This window comes from Microvirga sp. HBU67558 (assembly GCF_018069605.1).
Lineage (GTDB): Bacteria > Pseudomonadota > Alphaproteobacteria > Rhizobiales > Beijerinckiaceae > Microvirga > Microvirga terrae.
Genome location: NZ_JAGPUP010000547.1, coordinates 69,951 through 87,257, shown reverse-complemented (window position 1 = coordinate 87,257; position 17,307 = coordinate 69,951). Strand labels below are relative to the sequence as shown.

At 65.9% G+C, this 17,307-nt stretch carries 17 protein-coding genes and 1 tRNA gene; 12 read left to right on the top strand and 6 right to left on the bottom strand.

The window, feature by feature from the left end; translation table 11 throughout:
- Positions 1 to 313: 313 nt before the first annotated feature.
- On the bottom strand, positions 314 to 838 hold the full coding sequence (locus tag KBI52_RS23025; RefSeq protein ID WP_210811879.1) for a CoA-binding protein: 525 nt from the start codon (positions 836 to 838) through the stop codon (positions 314 to 316).
- A 49-nt stretch (positions 839 to 887) separates the two neighbouring features.
- Here KBI52_RS23025 and KBI52_RS23020 point away from each other — a divergent pair, with 49 nt between their 5' ends.
- A complete protein-coding gene (locus KBI52_RS23020; RefSeq protein WP_173947243.1) occupies positions 888 to 1,325 on the top strand; it encodes a PaaI family thioesterase in 438 nt (145 codons plus the stop codon).
- Positions 1,326 to 1,335: 10 nt separating this feature from the next.
- On the opposite strand, the gene KBI52_RS23015 is transcribed toward KBI52_RS23020, so the two are convergent.
- Positions 1,336 to 1,956, bottom strand: a complete 621-nt coding sequence (locus KBI52_RS23015; RefSeq protein ID WP_210811878.1) for a glutathione S-transferase family protein — start codon at positions 1,954 to 1,956, stop codon at positions 1,336 to 1,338.
- 287 nt (positions 1,957 to 2,243) lie between these two features.
- Here KBI52_RS23015 and rplM point away from each other — a divergent pair, with 287 nt between their 5' ends.
- Both rplM and rpsI read left to right on the top strand, forming a co-directional pair.
- Positions 2,244 to 2,708, top strand: coding sequence for a 50S ribosomal protein L13 (gene rplM, locus KBI52_RS23010; RefSeq protein ID WP_173947245.1), 465 nt, complete (start codon positions 2,244 to 2,246; stop codon positions 2,706 to 2,708).
- 2 nt (positions 2,709 to 2,710) lie between these two features.
- Positions 2,711 to 3,187 (top strand): 30S ribosomal protein S9, encoded by a 477-nt coding sequence (gene rpsI, locus KBI52_RS23005; protein WP_173947246.1) that lies wholly within the window; start codon positions 2,711 to 2,713, stop codon positions 3,185 to 3,187.
- A gap of 56 nt (positions 3,188 to 3,243) precedes the next feature.
- Here the strand turns inward: rpsI and KBI52_RS23000 are convergent, their stop codons facing one another.
- Positions 3,244 to 3,750 (bottom strand): hypothetical protein, encoded by a 507-nt coding sequence (locus KBI52_RS23000; protein WP_210811881.1) that lies wholly within the window; start codon positions 3,748 to 3,750, stop codon positions 3,244 to 3,246.
- A gap of 289 nt (positions 3,751 to 4,039) precedes the next feature.
- On the opposite strand from KBI52_RS23000, the gene argC reads away from it, so the two are divergent.
- Positions 4,040 to 5,008, top strand: coding sequence for an N-acetyl-gamma-glutamyl-phosphate reductase (gene argC / locus KBI52_RS22995; protein ID WP_173947247.1), 969 nt, complete (start codon positions 4,040 to 4,042; stop codon positions 5,006 to 5,008).
- Between the two features lie 114 nt (positions 5,009 to 5,122).
- Here the strand turns inward: argC and KBI52_RS22990 are convergent, their stop codons facing one another.
- A complete protein-coding gene (locus tag KBI52_RS22990) occupies positions 5,123 to 6,007 on the bottom strand; it encodes a fumarylacetoacetate hydrolase family protein (protein WP_173947248.1) in 885 nt (294 codons plus the stop codon).
- Positions 6,008 to 6,389: 382 nt separating this feature from the next.
- Here KBI52_RS22990 and KBI52_RS22985 point away from each other — a divergent pair, with 382 nt between their 5' ends.
- Positions 6,390 to 7,721, top strand: coding sequence for an OmpP1/FadL family transporter (locus KBI52_RS22985; RefSeq protein ID WP_210811877.1), 1,332 nt, complete (start codon positions 6,390 to 6,392; stop codon positions 7,719 to 7,721).
- A 208-nt stretch (positions 7,722 to 7,929) separates the two neighbouring features.
- On the opposite strand, the gene phaC is transcribed toward KBI52_RS22985, so the two are convergent.
- Positions 7,930 to 9,735 (bottom strand): class I poly(R)-hydroxyalkanoic acid synthase, encoded by a 1,806-nt coding sequence (gene phaC / locus KBI52_RS22980; protein ID WP_173947250.1) that lies wholly within the window; start codon positions 9,733 to 9,735, stop codon positions 7,930 to 7,932.
- Positions 9,736 to 9,960: 225 nt separating this feature from the next.
- Between phaC and KBI52_RS22975 the strand changes: the two genes are divergently transcribed.
- From KBI52_RS22975 to KBI52_RS22945, 7 genes are all read left to right on the top strand, one after another.
- The gene (locus KBI52_RS22975; protein WP_173947251.1) at positions 9,961 to 10,371 is read left to right on the top strand and encodes a hypothetical protein; all 411 of its coding nucleotides are present in this window, start codon (positions 9,961 to 9,963) and stop codon (positions 10,369 to 10,371) included.
- Positions 10,372 to 10,414: 43 nt separating this feature from the next.
- Positions 10,415 to 11,635, top strand: a complete 1,221-nt coding sequence (locus KBI52_RS22970) for an LL-diaminopimelate aminotransferase (protein WP_210811876.1) — start codon at positions 10,415 to 10,417, stop codon at positions 11,633 to 11,635.
- Positions 11,636 to 11,735: 100 nt separating this feature from the next.
- Complete coding sequence (locus KBI52_RS22965; RefSeq protein ID WP_173947253.1) at positions 11,736 to 13,058, top strand: homoserine dehydrogenase; 1,323 nt, start codon at positions 11,736 to 11,738, stop codon at positions 13,056 to 13,058.
- A gap of 56 nt (positions 13,059 to 13,114) precedes the next feature.
- Positions 13,115 to 14,113 carry a class II fructose-bisphosphatase gene (gene glpX / locus KBI52_RS22960; RefSeq protein ID WP_173947254.1) on the top strand — a complete coding sequence of 333 codons (999 nt, stop codon included), beginning with the start codon at positions 13,115 to 13,117 and terminating at the stop codon, positions 14,111 to 14,113.
- A 183-nt stretch (positions 14,114 to 14,296) separates the two neighbouring features.
- On the top strand, positions 14,297 to 14,737 hold the full coding sequence (locus tag KBI52_RS22955; RefSeq protein WP_173947255.1) for a GNAT family N-acetyltransferase: 441 nt from the start codon (positions 14,297 to 14,299) through the stop codon (positions 14,735 to 14,737).
- A 27-nt stretch (positions 14,738 to 14,764) separates the two neighbouring features.
- Positions 14,765 to 16,576, top strand: coding sequence for a single-stranded-DNA-specific exonuclease RecJ (gene recJ, locus KBI52_RS22950; RefSeq protein WP_210811875.1), 1,812 nt, complete (start codon positions 14,765 to 14,767; stop codon positions 16,574 to 16,576).
- 135 nt (positions 16,577 to 16,711) lie between these two features.
- Positions 16,712 to 16,786, top strand: a tRNA-Glu gene (locus KBI52_RS22945).
- Positions 16,787 to 16,899: 113 nt separating this feature from the next.
- On the opposite strand, the gene KBI52_RS22940 is transcribed toward KBI52_RS22945, so the two are convergent.
- A complete protein-coding gene (locus tag KBI52_RS22940; RefSeq protein WP_210811874.1) occupies positions 16,900 to 17,202 on the bottom strand; it encodes a hypothetical protein in 303 nt (100 codons plus the stop codon).
- Positions 17,203 to 17,307 lie beyond the last annotated feature (105 nt).

The window sequence follows — 17,307 nt, the reverse complement described above, 5'->3', positions numbered from 1 at the left end:
ATCGAGCTGTCAAGAACAAAGTGAGAACACATCGTTGCGCAGACCCTGCCACGTCATCACCGGCCTTGTGCCGGTGATCCCGACCCGTAAGGCACGGCGCTTCACATGATCGGGATGGCCGGGACAGGCCCGGCCATGACCTGGAGGGTGTCAGGACGGTCGGAGGGTGGCCGGCACGGGCGGAGGGTAACGCGGAATGGTCAGGCACGTCCGGCCGGGGCGGGAAACCTGCGACGAGGTCGTCTCACGCCGGCTCAGACCGATGCCCTCGCAGGGACGGGCCAGCACCTTGCAGCGGACCGCGGAGGTCTGTTCAAGGCCGGTTGAGGCTGAGCTTCTGGAAGCCCTTTCCAGACAGGACCGGCTTCTTGGAACTCAGCATGCGCGAATTCACGCCCTGCCAGGAGATCTCGCCGGACAGGCGTCCGAACTCGATCTTCGGGCAACGGTCCATGACGACTTTCAGGCCCCTGGCCTCGGCCTTGGCCGCGGCCTCGTCGTTGCGCACCGAGAGCTGCATCCAGAGAACCTTGGGCAGGGGAACGAGCGCCAGTGCCTCGTCGGTGATCGGACCGGCGGCTTCCGAGTTGCGGAAGATCTCGACCATGTCGATGGGAACCGGCACGTCCTTCAGGGAGGCATAGACCGTCTTGCCGAGAAGCTCGCCGCCGGCCAGCCCCGGATTGATCGGGATCACGTCGTAGCCGCGCTCCAGCAGGTACTTGGTGACGATCCAGCTCGGACGAGCGGGATTCGACGAGGCGCCGACCAGCGCGATGGTCTTCACGCTGTTGAGAATGCCGCGGATGTAATCGTTCGGGTAATTGCTGTGATCCATGGCAGGAACGTATGGGATAGGGCAGGGCAGTTCAATGAGCATTTGACGCATGGCTTCGCATCACCCGATCATGACCAAGGACGACCTGACGGCGTTTCTCGACCGGGAGTTCCCGCAGATGCATGCGGGAGGCCGGACCTATTTCGTCGACGAGATCGGCCCGCTTTCGGCCCGCATGCGCATGACCTACCATGAGCGCCATCTGCGGCCGGGCGGCACGATCTCGGGTCCGTCCATGATGGGGCTGGCGGATCTTGCCCTCTACGCGGCGATTCTCGCCCATATCGGACCCGTGGCGCTCGCCGTCACCACGAGTCTCACCTTCAACTTCCTGCGCAAGCCCGAGCCGCGGGACCTCATCGCCGAGTGCCGCCTGCTCAAGCTCGGCAGGCGCCTCGCGGTGGGCGAAGTATCGATCACCTCGGAGGGCGGCCCGGACGTGGTCTGCCATGCGACCGGGACCTATTCGATCCCGGATCGCCGGTAGCCGGCTCGTCTCAAGCCTTCGCGGGCACCAGCGCGTCGTCGATCTCGCGCGCCCGGATGGCCGCGGGACGCGCGCTCCTCCGCTGCCAATAGGCCTCGAAAGCGGGCCGCTTCTCGAGGGTGCCGAACATCATGCCCCAGCCGATCTGGGAGCCCACATAGACGTCGGCGGCGGTGAACCGGTCGCCCGCGATGTATTCGGACTGGGTGACGGCATAATCCAGGGCATCGACCACGTGCTCGATGCTGCCGTAGCCGATGGTCCGCTGCCGGTCCTCCGGAACCTCGAAGCCGAACGCCTTGTTGCTCAGGGCCGCCTCGACCGGTCCGGCCGCGAAGAACATCCAGCGGTAGTAGGCGGCGCGGTCCTGGGGCGGCGGAGCAAGGCCGGCCTCGGGAAAAGCGTCGGCCAGATACGCGCAGACGGCGGCTGCCTCGGTGACGATCCTGCCCTTGTGCAGGATCGCCGGCACCTTGCCCATGGGGTTGAGGGCCAGATAGCCGGGCGACTTCATGTCCGGGCCGAAGGCGAGCACCTCCGTCCGGTAGGCGCAGCCCGTTTCCTCGAGCATCCAACGGGCGATGCGGCCGCGGGACATGGGATTGGTGAAGAAGATCAGGTCATCGGTCATCGGGAGCCCCTCCAGAACGGCGAAAAGCGAACTGACGGCCAAGCATAGCTGTTCTCAGGCCGGATCCAAAACGCGACGTGGTATTGAGATACCTCTATTACGGTATTTGAATACCGTTGACCAGCTAACTCTTGTTTTATAAGGGTTTTGCGCGTTTCGATTGCTCGAAAACAGTGTTGACTTGTACGGCTGATATGACTAAACAGCCGTCACTCGCCGCCGCATCTCGCGGCGGTTTGTCGTTTTCAGAACCTGAGCCAGATGGCTCTTCAACGGGATACAGCGCAATGAAGACTACGACTTCGCTGAAGCCCGCCGAGGTCGAGAAGAAGTGGGTTGTGATCGACGCGAAGGGCCTCGTTGTGGGCCGTCTCGCTTCGGTAGTCGCCATGCGCTTGCGCGGCAAGCACAAGGCGAACTACACGCCCCACGTCGACTGCGGCGACAACGTCATCGTCATCAACGCCGACAAGGTGGTGTTCACCGGCCGCAAGCGCGAGCAGAAGGTGTACTATCACCACACCGGTTATCCGGGCGGCATCAAGGAGCGCACCGCGAAGTTCATTCTCGACGGCCGCTTCCCTGAGCGCGTGGTCGAGAAGGCTGTGGAGCGCATGCTCCCCCGCGGCCCGCTTTTCCGTCAGATCATGGGCAACCTGCGCGTCTATGGCGGCGCCGAGCATCCGCATACCGCTCAGCAGCCGGAAACGCTGGATGTTGGTGCCCTCAACAGCAAGAACGTGAGAGCGTAATCATGGCGACCCTCCAGTCTCTCGCCGATCTCGGCACCAATGCCCAGGCCGCCGCTCCGGAAGCTCCGAAGCACGTCCAGAAGCTCGACTCGCTCGGCCGCGCCTATGCCACCGGCAAGCGCAAGGACGCGGTTGCCCGCGTATGGATCAAGCCCGGCTCCGGCAAGATCGTGATCAACGGCCGTACGGCCGAAGTTTACTTCGCCCGTCCCGTGCTGCGCATGATCCTCGCCCAGCCGCTCCAGATCGCCCAGCGCGAAGGCCAGTACGACATCACCGTCAATGTTGACGGCGGTGGTCTCTCCGGCCAGGCTGGCGCGGTCCGCCACGGCCTCGCCAAGGCGCTGACCTACTACGAGCCGGAGCTTCGCGGCCCGCTCAAGAAGGAAGGCTTCCTGACCCGCGACCCGCGCGTCGTCGAGCGCAAGAAGTACGGCAAGAAGAAGGCCCGCCGCAGCTTCCAGTTCTCGAAGCGCTAAGGCTCCTTCAGCCATATGGTTTGGAAAGGGCGGCTCTCGGGCCGCCCTTTCTGCGTTCAGGCCAGGGCGCGTTCCAGCTCGGCCTTTGTCATGCGCGAACGGCCGGGGATGTTGCGCTTGCGCGCCCGCTCCATGAGCTGCGCCTTGGTCGATGCGGCCCGCCCGGTGCTCTTGCGCACGGCCGCGGCCTTCCTGGCCACGTCGCGCGGCTGCTTCGAAACCTGCTTGCCCTTGCGGGTATCGGCACGCTTCTTGTCGCTCGACCGCTCGTATTCGCTGTCGCTCAGCGCCTTGCGGCTCCTGGCCGGCAGGTAGCGTTCGCCGGTCTCGCTGCTCTTCCTGCCGGATTTCGTGCCCCAATCCTCGTCCTGCCATTGCCGGAGGTGATTGTCCGTGGACTTGCGGCCCTCGTAGTCGCCGCCTTCCTTCTTGTACTCGGCCACCGCCATCTGCGCCTTGCGGGCCGACCACTGGCCCGGCTTGCCGCCCTTGGAGCTCTTCGTGACCTTCGCCTTCACCGTCTCCCAGAGCTTGGGATTGGTCTTCTTCGCCGTGCCTGCCATGAGAGCCGCCTGTCGTGATCCGGGATTGCGAGGGGAACCGTGGGACCGGGGGAGGGTTCCACCGGGCCGTTCCTTGACAAGCATGGCCTTTGCGCCGCATAGATCGCCCATGACGATCTTCTCAGACATCCGACGTCGCTTCTCCGCCGCGCCTGCGCGCCTGCGATGAGGGCTCTTCGTCCGCTCGTCTGCCAGCCGCGCCCTCTGCGCGGCTTTTGTTTTTCCGACACCTTGCGGGGCTGAAGCGTCCCGCCCTATCTCCCAGCATCGACGACAGATTGGATCGACCATGACCGCGACGCTCGACAGATCATCAGGCCTCGATCAGCAGACCAAGACCGTGTTCATCGACGGAGAGGCCGGCACGACCGGGCTCGGAATCCGCGAGCGGCTGAAGGACGTTCCCGGCGTCAGGATCCGGAGCATCGATCCCGAGCGGCGCAAGGATCCGGCGGCCAAGCGCGAGATCCTGGCCGAAGTCGATCTCGTGGTGCTCTGCCTGCACGACGACGCGGCCCGGGAGACGGTCTCCCTCGTCGACGGCCTGAGCGGCCGCAAGCCCCGGATCCTCGACGCCAGCACGGCGCATCGGGTCGCGCCCGGCTGGGTCTACGGCTTCGCCGAACTCGATGCCGAGCAGCGCGACGCGGTCGCCGGCGCGGACCGGGTGGCCAATCCGGGCTGCTACCCGACCGGCGCGATCGCGCTCATCCGGCCGCTGGTCGACGCGGGCCTGATCCCGGCCGATTATCCGATCAGCGTGAACGCGGTGAGCGGCTATAGCGGCGGCGGGCGCTCGATGATCGAGGCCTACGAGGCCGGCACGGCCCCGTCCTTCGAGCTCTACGGGCTGGGCTTCGAGCACAAGCACGTGCCCGAGCTGCAGAAGTACACCGGCCTGACCCGGCGGCCGATCTTCATCCCGTCCGTGGGGAATTTCCGGCAGGGCATGCTGGTGAGCGTGCCGCTGCACCTCGACCTCCTGCCCGGCCGGCCGAAGGCGGCGGATCTCGAGGCGGCGCTCCTGAAGCACTACCGGGAGGGCGGCCTAGTCAGCGTCGTGCCCACGCTGCGGGACGGCAAAACAATCGAGCGGATCGAGCCGGAGGCCCTCAACGACACGGACCGCCTCGAACTCTTCGTGTTCAAGCACGACAGCTACAACCACGCCGTTCTGGTGGCGCGGCTCGACAATCTCGGCAAGGGCGCGTCCGGCGCGGCGGTACAGAACATCCAGCTCATGCTCGGGCTGGTTTGAACGGGGATCCTCGCGTCATCACCGGCCGCGTGCCGGTGATGACGATGGATTGAAGCACAGCCCTTGCCCGTATCGGGATGGCCGGCGCAAGGCCGGCCATGACCCCAGGGATGATCAGTGCCCCTTCCAGCTCTTGCTGGTGTCGACCGCGTTGCCCTCGAAGGCGACGAAGCGCTGGCGCTGCTCGCCGAGGCCCTCGATGCCGAGGCTCACCTCGTCGCCTGCCTTCAGGAACCGCTGCGGCTTCATGCCCATGCCGACGCCCGGCGGGGTCCCGGTGGTGATCACGTCGCCGGGCTCCAGGATCATGAAGTGCGACACGTAGGAGACGATCTGCGCCACGTTGAAGATCATGGTCTTGGTCGAGCCGTTCTGCACGCGCTCGCCGTTCACCTCGAGCCACATGGACAGGTTCTGCACGTCGGCGATCTCGTCCTTGGTGACGAGCCAGGGTCCTAAGGGGCCGAAGGTCGGGCAACCCTTGCCCTTGGTCCAGGTGCCGCCGCGCTCGATCTGGTATTCGCGTTCGGACACGTCGTTGCAGACGCAGTAGCCGGCAACGAAATCCAAGGCCTCGTTCGCCCCGATATAGGAGGCCCGCTCGCCGATCACGATGGCGAGCTCCACCTCCCAGTCGGTCTTCTGGGATCCGCGCGGGATGATCACGTCGTCATTGGGGCCGACGATGCAGGACGGGGCCTTGTTGAAGACGATCGGCTCGGCCGGGATCGGCGCTCCCGTCTCGGCCGCATGGTCGGCATAGTTCAACCCGATGGCGATGAAGTTGCGCACCTGGCCGACGCAAGGCCCCAGGCGCTGGCCCGACGGGGCGATGGGGAGGGTGCTCGGGTCGGTGTTGCGGATGCGGTCCAGGGTGTCGGACGACAGGGCCGCCCCGGTAATATCGGGCACGAGTCCCGAGAGATCGCGGATCTGTCCGTTCGAATCGATCAGGCCCGGCTTCTCCCGTCCAGCGTCGCCAAATCTCACCAGCTTCATCAAGCGCTCCTCTTGTTAAGGCATGGGCATCATTGGCCCGAATGCGTCACCGTACAATGCACGTTCTAGCCGCAAATATGTTGCTGTTATGCCACGACGGCTCACAAACGACCGGATGTCCACTCATCCGTCCGAGGTATCCAGCCTCAAGATGACAGCCGACTATACATCGGTTTACATGTGAACCATCTGTGCATACTTTTCCTGTATTTGCGATTAACAAAGCAAAACAAAGATCAGTTAAGTAAGGGACGGCGTATTTTAGGAAACGTTAAGACTCGGGCGGAAGCTCAGGAAAAGATTGCGGCCAAATTTAAGCATTGGCACATTGCCCTCACGACGGGATTCTCCCGTACAAGAACACCAAGGGCAGGAAAACTCCATGGGTCGTCTCTCTCGTTCGTTGTCATTGGCTGCGGTGTCCCTCGCAGCCCTCATCGCTGCCCAGGGCGGCGCTCAGGCCGGGGCCTTCGCGCTCCGCGAGCAGAGCGCCACCGCGCAGGGATACTCCTTCGCCGGCGCGGCCTCGGGCTCGGGCTACCTCTCCTCCATGTTCTGGAACCCGGCCGTCATCACCATGGCGCCGGGCTGGCAGAGCGAATGGCACGCCTCGGCGATCATTCCTCGGGTCGACATCAATCCGCTCCCGTCCATGCCGACCTTCGTGTTCGGCGGTTCGGGCGACATCGGCGAGGATGCGGTCGTTCCGGCCGGATACACCTCCTACCAGATCAACGACATGCTCTGGCTCGGCGTCTCCAGCACGACGCCCTATGGTCTCGTCACCGACCCGCGCCAGAACTGGTCCGGCCAGCTCTACTCGCGCTCGTCGCGGATCTTCTCCGTGAACGTGAACCCGGTGCTCGGCGTGAAGGTGAACGACTGGCTGTCGGTCGCCGTGGGACCGTCGCTGCAGTATTTCGACATCCGCCTCAAGCGGGCGGTGCCGTTCCCGGGCGGCCCGGCGACATCCGCGGTGTTGCCCGGCGCGCCGAGCGCGATCCTCGACGGCGATGACGTTGGCTTCGGCTTCACGGCCGGCGTGACGATCACGCCCTTCGCCGGAACGACGATCGGTGTCGGCTACCGGTCGCAGGTCGAGCATGAGCTCGAGGGCAACCTGTCGGCTCCGTTCGGCTCCATTGGGCCGTTCGCCCGAGTTCCGATCACCGCAAAGCTGAAGACGCCCGACCAGCTGACCGTCGGTCTCTCCCAGGTGATCACGCCGAACATCACGGTTCATGCCGGCTTCGAGTGGACCAACTGGAGCGTCCTCAAGACGCCTCTCGTGATCGGCCCCGGCGGCGTTGCCGTGACGGACATTCCGCTCAACTACGAGGATGGGTTCTTCTACTCCCTCGGCGCGGATTACCGGCTGAACGAGCAGTGGACGCTCCGCGCCGGCGTGGCCTACGAGGAATCCCCGATCGACACGGAGATCCGTTCGACCCGCTTGCCGGACAACGACCGCATCTGGGCGTCGATCGGCGCCAGCTACCAGTGGAACGACCGGGTGTCCTTCGACCTGGCCTACACCCACATCTTCGCCAAGGAGACGGATATCCGGATTCTTCCCGGACATCAGGACTATGCCGGGCTTCCCTACGTGGCCGATGTGGACTCGGACGTGGACATCGTGTCGGCGGCGATTCGCTATCGCTGGGACGACCCGAAGGTCGCCATCCCGGCCGTCCCGCTCGTCCGCAAGTACTGAGCGCTCCCGTAGCGACGACCCGAAGGCCGGCAGGAATGTCGGCCTTTCTTTTTGGGGGGCGTCGTTTCCTCCCACGTCATCACCCGCCTCGTGCGATGGATCCCGACCGGAAAGGCGCCGAGCCACGAACAATCGGGATGGTCGGGACAAGCCCGGCCATGACGTTGCGGGTCGGAGAAAGCGGACGGAGTGCGTTATCACGGAGAGGCTAGGATTTCTCCAGCACGTAGGTCCCCGGCGCATCGCAGAGGGGCTCCAGCTTGCCGCCGCCGGGTTCCCGGGCCGGTACCATACGGGGCGCCTGGGCCTTGATCCAGTCGAACCAATAGGGCCACCAGGTGCCCGTGGTCTCCTTGGCCTGCTTCAACCAGTCCTCCATCTCGCCCTCGACGGGGCCGCCGGTCCAGAACTGGTATTTCGCCTTGCTCGGCGAGTTCACCACGCCGGCGATATGGCCGGAGCCGGCGAGCACGTAATCGACCGGTCCGCCGAAGGCCTTCGAGCCCGCGAACACGGACCGGGCCGGGGCGATGTGGTCCTCTTTGGTGGCCAGATTGAAGATCGGCACCTTCACCTTCTTCAGGTCCAGCTTCACCCCGGAAAGCTCCATCTCGCCCTTGGCGAGCCTGTTCTCCAGATAGCAGTTGCGCAGGTAGAAGGCGTGATTGGCCGCCGGCATGCGGGTCGAATCGGCGTTCCAATAGAGCAGGTCGAACGGGAAGGGCGATTGCCCCTTCATGTAGACGTTGACCACGTAGGGCCAGATCAGATCGTTGGGCCGCAGCATGTTGAAGGCGTTCGCCATCCGCGAGCCCTCGAGATAGCCGCGCTTCTTCATGGTGGCCTCGAGGCTGCGCACCTCCTCCTCGCCGGCGAAGACCTTCAGGTCGCCCGCATGGGTGAAATCCACCTGGGCGGTGAAGAAGGTGGCGCTGTCGATCCGCTTGTCGCGCTTGGCCGCCATGTAGGCGAGCGTCGTGGCGAGCAGAGTCCCGCCGACGCAATAGCCGATGGCCGTCACCTTCTTCTCGCCCGTCGCCTGCTCGATGGCGTCGAGCGCGGCGAAGATGCCGTCGACCATGTAGTGCTCGAAGCCCTTCTCCGCGTGCTGCTCGGCGGGATTGACCCAGGAGATGCAGAATACGGTCAGGCCCTGCGCGACCGCCCAGCGGACGAAACTCTTCTCCGGGTTGAGATCGAGGATGTAGAACTTGTTGATCCAGGGCGGGACGATCAGCAGAGGCCGCTTGAGCACCTTCTCGGTGGTTGGAGCATATTGGATCAGCTCGATCAGGTCGTTGCGGAAGATCACCTTGCCGGGCGTGGTGGCGATGTTCACGCCGACCTTGAACTTGCTCGTGTCCGACTGGCGGATCTTCAGCTCGCCGCCACCCGCCTCGATGTCCTCCGCCAGCATGGTCATGCCGCGCACGAGGTTGGCGCCGTTCTCGCGCAGGGTCTCCCGAATGAGTTCCGGATTGGTCAGGAGGAAATTCGAAGGCGAGAGCGCGCTGGAGAGCTGCTTGAGATAGAACTGAGCCTTGTGACGGGTGCGCTCGTCCAGGCCCTCCGCGTCCTCCACAAGGTCCTCGGCCCAGCGGGACGAGATGAGATAGGCCTGCTTCAGGAAGTCGAAAATCGGGTTCTCAGACCACTCCGGGTCCTTGAACCGGTTGTCCTTGGGCTCGGGCTCGGCCACCGGCTCCACGGGCTCTCCCTGGGCTCGCTTCAGGGTCGAGGCCCAGAGCGACATGAACTGCGTCCCGAGGCGGGACTGAGCCTCGAAGCTCCTTTGCGGGTCGCTCATCCAGGCCTCGGCCACGCGGCTGAGGGACTTGATGGCTTCGGAAGCGTCGTTCGACAGCTCGGGCCCGGCTTGGCCTTCCTGGACGGGCTTGAGGTAGGCGGCCGCGGCTTTGCCGGCTCCCTCGACGAACCGGGCCATGTTGTGCGAGAGGGTCTCGAAGTCCGGCATCGGGCCTTGGGTCTTCTCCTCACCGTATGGCTTGTCCATAAGGCGACCTCCCTCTATCGCAGCAGCGTTGCCCCCAGGCTGCATTTCCGACATCTTAGAGCATCGGACCCAAAAGTGGATTCCACTTTTGGGATGGATCCGATGCTCAAGCCTCCGAGCGGCGCATCGTGGAACCGGAAAACCGGGGCCACTTTTACCGCACGATGCGCTAGCGTTCGGCTCGTCGGATATGCCAGAGCCATGTTGCAGATCTTAGGTATCACAATGCGTACGAAGCCCTTTCTGATCCGCCGCATCCCGGCTTTTGCCGCCACGGCCCTCGCCGTGGGGCTCGCCGGATGCAACGGCAGCTTCAATCCTGTCCGGGACGTGGCGACCGCCGTGGGGGCCGGTCCGCAGACGGCCGCGACCCCGGATTTCGTGGCCCGTTCGAGGCCGGCCGACCTGGAATACATGCCGATCGGAACTCCGGCTGCGGAGCGCCCGACTCCGGCGCGCACAGCCGATCAGATCAAGGCGGCCGAGGCGGAGCTCGATGCCATTCGGGCCCAGAACGAGGCGGCCGGCGCCGCTGCGGCCGAACTCGGCAAGACGCCGCCTCCCGAGCCTGTCAGGCTTCCGGCCAACACGTCGCAGCCGGTGCGCCAGAAGACGAATTCCAAGAGAACGCCTTAGAACCTATACCGGAACCATGTGATTCCGCCCGAGGACGAGACCTATGCCTGACTTCTACCGGATTAAGCGCCTCCCGCCTTACGTCTTCGAGCAGGTCAACCGCATCAAGGCCGCGGCCCGCGCCAATGGGGCGGACATCATCGACCTCGGGATGGGCAATCCGGACCTCCAGGCGCCCCAGCACGTCATCGACAAGCTCGTCGAGACGGTCGGCAAGCCCCGCACCGACCGGTACTCGGCGTCCAAGGGCATCGGCGGCCTGCGCCGCGCCCAGGCGGGCTATTACGAGCGCCGCTTCGGCGTGAAGCTCAATCCGGACACCCAGGTGGTGGCGACGCTGGGCTCCAAGGAGGGCTTCGCCAACATGGCCCAGGCCATCACCGAGCCGGGCGATGTCATTCTGGTGCCGAACCCGAGCTACCCGATTCACGCCTTCGGGTTCCTGATGGCCGGCGGCGTGATCCGGTCCGTTCCGGCCGAGCCGACGCCCGAGTTCTTCGTCGCGGCCGAGCGCGCCGTCGCCCATTCGATCCCCAAGCCCGTGGCGCTCGTCGTCTGCTACCCGTCGAACCCGACCGCCTATGTGGCGTCCCTCGATTTCTACCGGGACCTCGTCGCCTTCGCGAAGAAGCACGACCTCATCCTCCTGTCGGACCTCGCCTATTCGGAGGTCTATTTCGACGAATCGAATCCGCCGCCCTCAATCCTGCAGGTGCCGGGGGCCATCGACGTGGCGGTGGAGTTCACCTCCATGTCGAAGACCTTCTCCATGGCCGGCTGGCGCATCGGCTTTGCGGTCGGCAACGAGCGCCTGCTGGCGGCGCTTGCCCGGGTGAAGTCCTATCTCGATTACGGCGCCTTCACGCCCGTCCAGGTGGCCGCCACCGCGGCCCTCAACGGGCCGGACGATTGCATCCGCGATATGCGCGCCACCTACAAGCGCCGCCGGGACGTGATGGTCGATTCCTTCGCCAAGGCCGGCTGGAACGTTCCCGTGCCCACCGCGTCCATGTTCGCCTGGGTGCAGATTCCCGAGAAGTTCCGGCCGATGGGCAGCCTCGAATTCTCGAAGCTCCTGGTGGAGAAGGCCGACGTGGCGGTGGCGCCGGGCATCGGCTTCGGCGAGCACGGCGACGACTATGTCCGCATCGCCCTTGTGGAGAACGAGCAGCGCATCCGACAGGCCGCGCGCAACATCCGCCGGTTCTTCGACAACGCCGACCAGACGCTCCACAACGTGGTGCCGATGGTCCGGCGGGGCTGACCAGTCCCGGACAGGCAACCTGTCAGGGTTGCGCGTCCGCATGGACAGGACACCGCAGGGGTCGTAAAAGCAGCCCGAGATTTTCAAGGAGCTGTTGTTCGTGACACGTCCCCTTCGGGTCGGCATCGCCGGCCTCGGCACCGTCGGCACATCGGTCATTCGCATTCTCGACCGCCAGAACGAGGCTGTCGCCCAGCGCGGCGGGCGGCCGGTCGAGGTCATGGCCGTATCGGCCCGCGACCGGTCCAAGGACCGGGGCGTCGACCTCTCCCGCTTCGCATGGTTCGACAGCCCGGCGGATCTGGCCCGCTCGGCCGACGTGGATTGCGTGGTCGAACTCGTCGGCGGCGCGGACGGGGCCGCCTTGGAGACGGTGCGCGCGGCCCTTTCGCTCGGCCGGCACGTGGTCACGGCCAACAAGGCTCTTCTTGCGAAGCATGGGCTCGAACTGGCGAAGCTGGCGGAGGAGAAGGGCGTGTCCCTGGCCTTCGAGGCCTCCGTGGCCGGGGGCATCCCGATCATCAAGACCCTGCGCGAGGCGCTGCCCGCCAACCGGATCTCCCGCCTGTACGGCATTCTCAACGGCACCTGCAACTACATCCTGTCGCGCATGGAGCTGGAGGGCCTGACCTTCGCCGAATGCCTGAAGGATGCCCAGCGCCTGGGCTATGCGGAGGCCGATCCGACCTTCGACGTGGAGGGCTTCGACACGGCCCACAAGCTCGCCATCCTGACGAGCCTCGCGTTCGGGACCGAGATCGACGCCGATGCGATCTACGTGGAGGGCATCTCTTCCATCACGCCCCTCGACCTCGCCATGGCCAAGGAACTCGGCTTCCGCATCAAGCTTCTCGGCGTCGCAGAGCGCACCAAGACGGGGATCGAGCAGCGCGTGCATCCGACCATGGTGCCCCGCACCTCGTCCATCGCCCAGGTGATGGGCGTGACGAACGCGGTCACCATCGATGCCGATGCCGTGAGGGAGCTGACGCTCATCGGGCCCGGCGCGGGCGGCGACGCGACGGCCTCCGCGGTTGTCGCCGACATCGCCGATGTGGCCACCGGCACCGTGCAGCCGCTCTTCGGCTCGCCGACCGACCGGCTGGAGAAGGCGCCGCGCGCTCCCATGCAGCGCCACGAGGGCGGCTATTACGTTCGCCTGACGGTCCATGACCGCCCGGGCGTCGCCGCCGGGGTGGCGACCCGCATGGCCGAGGCCGACATCTCGCTGGAGAGCATCCTGCAGAAGCGCTCGGAACTGGCCGCCACCAAGGATCCGCACGGGAGGTCGGGAGCCCCGGTCTCGCTGGTGCTCATCACCTATGCGGCCACCGAAGCCTCGATCCGTTCGGCGCTGGAAAAAATTTCCGGGGATGGTCTTATCGCCGAGCCGCCCCAAGTCATCCGCATCGAGCGCGAGTAACCCAGGACCGGGCCTTTCCGGTCCCCACACGATCACAAGAGGGAGACGACACGTCCATGTCGCAAGGCATTACCGTCCAACCGGGCCAAATCATCGAGCGCATCCTGACCCTGGAGCTCGTCCGCGTCACCGAGCGCGCGGCGGTTGCCTCCGCCAGGCTGCGTGGCCGCGGCAACGAAAAGGCCGCGGACCAGGCCGCCGTGGACGCCATGCGTCGTGAGCTGAACAAGCTTCCCATCGACGGCACTGTGGTGATCGGCGAGGGCGAGCGCGACGAGGCGCCGATGCTCTTCATCGGCGAGAAGGTCGGCAACAAGCAGGGCCCGAAGGTCGACATCGCGGTCGATCCGCTCGAGGGCACCACGCTCTGCGCCAAGGACATGCCGGGCTCCATCGCCGTCATGGCCATGGCCGAGGCCGGAACCCTGCTGGCGGCTCCCGACGTCTACATGCACAAGATCGCGGTCGGACCCGGCTATCCGGCCGGCGTGGTCGACCTCGACGCCTCGCCGGAGGAGAACCTTCACAGCCTCGCCAAGGCGAAGGGCGTGAAGGTGAACGAGCTCACGGCCCTCGTCCTCGACCGGCCGCGTCATGCGGATCTCATCGCGGCTATCCGCAAGACCGGGGCCGGCATCCGGCTGATCTCGGACGGCGACGTGGCGGGCGTGATCTTCACGACGAAGGCCGAAGAGACCGGCATCGACATCTATCTCGGCATCGGGGCCGCGCCCGAGGGCGTGCTGGCGGCAGGCGCCCTGCGCTGCATCGGCGGCCAGATGCAGGGACGCCTGATCCTCGACACCGAGGAGAAGCGCTCTCGCGCCCTGCAGATGGGTGTGACCGATCCCAACAAGAAATACGACGTGACGGATCTCGCCCGCGGCGACGTGATCGTGGCGGCGACCGGCGTCACCGATGGCGGGCTGCTGAAGGGCGTCCACTTCGGCAAGGACGTGATCACCACCGAGACGGTGGTCTACCGCTCCGCGACCGGCACCGTGCGCCGGATCTACGGCGAGCACCGGGAGCTGTCGAAGTTCCACCTCGACTAGCGGCATCGGGAGCATTCCCACGGTGATGGCCGGGCTTGCCCCGGCCATTTGCATATCGACGCTCTTTCGTCTCATCCTGGCAGGCCAGGTCACGGCCGACGACCCACGACGTCATGGCCGGGCTTGTCCCGGCCATCCCGACCTGAAGAGCGCCGCGCTTCGAACGACAAGATGGACAATCTCATGCTTCAGATCCACCCCTTCACGGCAGACGACCGGCAGGCCTGGGAGCCCCTGTGGCAGGGCTACCTGACCTTCTACAAGTCATCCGTGCCGCCGGAGGTCACCGAGGAGACGTGGCGTCGGTTCCTCGATCCCGCCGAGCCGCTGCACGGCCTTGCGGCGATCCTCGACGGCCGGATCGCCGGGATCGTCCATACCGTCTATCACCGCTCCACCTGGACGACGGCTGACTATTGCTACCTGCAGGATCTGTTCACCGCCGAGGAGGCGAGGGGGCGCGGCGTGGCCAGGGCCCTGATCGAGGCCGTCTACGAACAGGCCAGGGCCGCCGGAGCGGCCCGGGTCTACTGGCTGACGCACGAGACCAATACGACCGCCCAGGCGCTCTACGACAAGGTCGCGTCCCGCACCGGCTTCATTCAGTATCGCAGGATGCTTTGACCACAATTCGCGGATAAGACTCCCGCTGTGACCGAATCATCCCCACTTGTCCTGCCGAAAGCCTTCCTCGGCGTCACCAATTCGGCCCTCGGGCGCACCTGGGTGGAGCGTTGCGACGCCGCCCAGGGAACGATCGCGCTCGCCATCGCCCAGACCCATGGCCTGCCGGATGTGCTGTCGCGGGTTCTGGCCGGGCGTGGCGTCGGGCTGCATGATACCGACGGCTTCCTGAACCCTCGCCTGCGGGATCTGATGACCGACCCCCACAAGCTGACCGACATGGAGGCTGCGGCCTCCCGGTTGGCCGATGCGGTTCTGCGCAACGAGAAGGTGGCGATCTTCGGCGACTACGATGTGGACGGCGCTTGCAGCGCGGCGCTCCTCGCCGAGTATCTGCGCGCCTGCGGCCTGGATTACGCGATCCACATTCCCGACCGGATCACCGAAGGCTATGGGCCCAATGTCGACGCCATCCGGGCGCTGAAGCAGCAGGGCGCCGACATCCTCGTCACGGTCGATTGCGGCACGGCCAGCATCGAGCCTCTGGCGGAGGCCCGCCGCCTCGGCCTCGATCCCATCGTTCTCGACCACCACCAGGCACCCGAGCAGCTGCCGGACGCGCTCGCCATCGTGAACCCGAACCGGCAGGACGATCTCTCCGGCCTCGGCCATCTCTGCGCGGCCGGCGTCGTGTTCCTGTCGCTCGTCGCCCTCAACCGGATTCTGCGTCTGCGCGGGTTCTTCCAGGGGCGTCCGGAGCCCGACCTGATGGGGAGCCTCGATCTCGTGGCGCTGGCAACCGTGGCCGACGTGGTGCCGCTCATCGGCCTCAACCGGGCCTTCGTGCGCCAGGGGCTCGCCATCATGAGGAGCCGCCGCCGGGTCGGTCTTGCGGCGCTTCTCGATACGGCCGGTCTCGCGGGTACGCCGGAGAGCTGGCATCTCGGCTATCTGGTCGGGCCGCGGATCAATGCCGGCGGACGCATCGGCGACGCGGCCCTGGGCTCGCGGCTTCTGCTGACGGAGGATCCCATGCAGGCCGGACGGCTCGCCTCCGAGCTCGACCGGCTGAATCGGGAGCGCCAGGCCATCGAGGTCGTGGCGGTCGCCGAAGCCGAGGCCCAGGCCCTGATGGCGCTCGAGCGCATGCCGGACCTGCCGGTGCTCGTCACCGCCTCGGCCGAATGGCACCCGGGCGTGGTCGGCCTGATCTCCGCCCGGACCAAGGAGCGGTTTCGCCGCCCCGCTTTCGCCTTCACCCTTAACCCGGACGGCACGGCGACCGGGTCGGGCCGTTCCGTGCCGGGCGTCGACCTCGGACATGCGGTGCGTGCGGCCGTGGATGCGGGGCTCGCGATCAAGGGCGGCGGCCACACCATGGCGGCCGGCGTGACGATCCAGGCGGTCGATCTCGAGCGCTTCCTCGCCTTCGTCACCGAAAGGCTCACCGAGCCGGTGAGCACCATGCGCCTCCGGGACAATTTCGCCATCGACGCGACGCTCACGGCAGGGGGCGCGCAGCCGGCGGTCGTGACCGCCCTGGAACGCGCAGGGCCGTTCGGCCAGGGCCAGCCGGAACCGGTCTTCGCGTTCCCTCAGCATCGGCTGGTCGAGGCGCGGGAGGTCGGCAGCGGCGGGCATATGCGCGTCAAGCTTCGTGGCGGCGACGGCAGCGTCATCGGGGGAATCGCCTTCCGGGCCGCCGGGCAGCCGCTCGGCATCGCCCTGTCGCAGGCCATCGGCAACACACTCCATGTGGCCGGGACTCTCTCGATCGATCGCTGGGGTGGAAACGAGAAGGTCGAGGTCCGGATCATGGATGCGGCGCGACCGGAATAACGCGCTTGCGACCCCCGATCGGAGCATCCTTCGCCGCGTGGAAGCGGGACCACTTTTCCGGCATAAGGTGCTTGCGATGCGTCACGAACCCCTCTATAGGTTCGCCCACTTCGGCGGCACCGCCCCGAACGACCTGCGCCCTTCGTCTATCGGTTAGGACGCCAGCCTTTCACGCTGGAGAGAGGGGTTCGACTCCCCTAGGGCGCGCCACTTCCCAATCCCGGACAATTCATCATTCGACGACGTGCTGGATGAGGTCTCGAGGCTCTCGCAGCTTCGATAGCTTCCCACCGCGCCGGAGGCGTGTCCCATCACGACCCCGGTCAGATCGGGTTGCCCTTGATCTTGGTGACCATTTCCCAGTTGTCGCCGGCGGCGATCATGCACGCCTTGCCGTCCGGCATGGTCATGACCATGGTCCAGGTTCCATTGGACGAGGCGAAGACCTCGAGCACCTGGCCGGGCTGGGCGAGACCGATGCCGACTGGGCCCTCCTTGTATTGATCGGCCAGCAGCTTCACGAGCTGTTCGCGCGGACCGCAGGAGGTTTGAGCGGAGGCCGGCGTGCCGCCGAGAGCGATCGCCGCGCCAAGGATGGCAAAGGGAGGCAGAGGGATACGGATCATGACATGTCCCTGACGGTTGGCCCGCGATTGCCCTTGGCGTGCCAATCAACGCGCTCTTCTCCAAAAAGCTCCATCCAGGCGCCTGACCGGAGCCTCGGCGATGTC

Excerpts from the sequence above, each read along its gene's own strand:
- KBI52_RS23025 (WP_210811879.1), bottom strand. The coding sequence starts at position 838 with ATGGATCACAGCAATTACCCGAACGATTACATCCGCGGCATTCTCAAC.
- KBI52_RS23020 (WP_173947243.1), top strand. The coding sequence starts at position 888 with ATGGCTTCGCATCACCCGATCATGACCAAGGACGACCTGACGGCGTTT.
- KBI52_RS23015 (WP_210811878.1), bottom strand. The coding sequence starts at position 1,956 with ATGACCGATGACCTGATCTTCTTCACCAATCCCATGTCCCGCGGCCGC.
- rplM (WP_173947245.1), top strand. The coding sequence starts at position 2,244 with ATGAAGACTACGACTTCGCTGAAGCCCGCCGAGGTCGAGAAGAAGTGG.
- rpsI (WP_173947246.1), top strand. The coding sequence starts at position 2,711 with ATGGCGACCCTCCAGTCTCTCGCCGATCTCGGCACCAATGCCCAGGCC.
- KBI52_RS23000 (WP_210811881.1), bottom strand. The coding sequence starts at position 3,750 with ATGGCAGGCACGGCGAAGAAGACCAATCCCAAGCTCTGGGAGACGGTG.
- argC (WP_173947247.1), top strand. The coding sequence starts at position 4,040 with ATGACCGCGACGCTCGACAGATCATCAGGCCTCGATCAGCAGACCAAG.
- KBI52_RS22990 (WP_173947248.1), bottom strand. The coding sequence starts at position 6,007 with ATGAAGCTGGTGAGATTTGGCGACGCTGGACGGGAGAAGCCGGGCCTG.
- KBI52_RS22985 (WP_210811877.1), top strand. The coding sequence starts at position 6,390 with ATGGGTCGTCTCTCTCGTTCGTTGTCATTGGCTGCGGTGTCCCTCGCA.
- phaC (WP_173947250.1), bottom strand. The coding sequence starts at position 9,735 with ATGGACAAGCCATACGGTGAGGAGAAGACCCAAGGCCCGATGCCGGAC.
- KBI52_RS22975 (WP_173947251.1), top strand. The coding sequence starts at position 9,961 with ATGCGTACGAAGCCCTTTCTGATCCGCCGCATCCCGGCTTTTGCCGCC.
- KBI52_RS22970 (WP_210811876.1), top strand. The coding sequence starts at position 10,415 with ATGCCTGACTTCTACCGGATTAAGCGCCTCCCGCCTTACGTCTTCGAG.
- glpX (WP_173947254.1), top strand. The coding sequence starts at position 13,115 with ATGTCGCAAGGCATTACCGTCCAACCGGGCCAAATCATCGAGCGCATC.
- KBI52_RS22955 (WP_173947255.1), top strand. The coding sequence starts at position 14,297 with ATGCTTCAGATCCACCCCTTCACGGCAGACGACCGGCAGGCCTGGGAG.
- KBI52_RS22940 (WP_210811874.1), bottom strand. The coding sequence starts at position 17,202 with ATGATCCGTATCCCTCTGCCTCCCTTTGCCATCCTTGGCGCGGCGATC.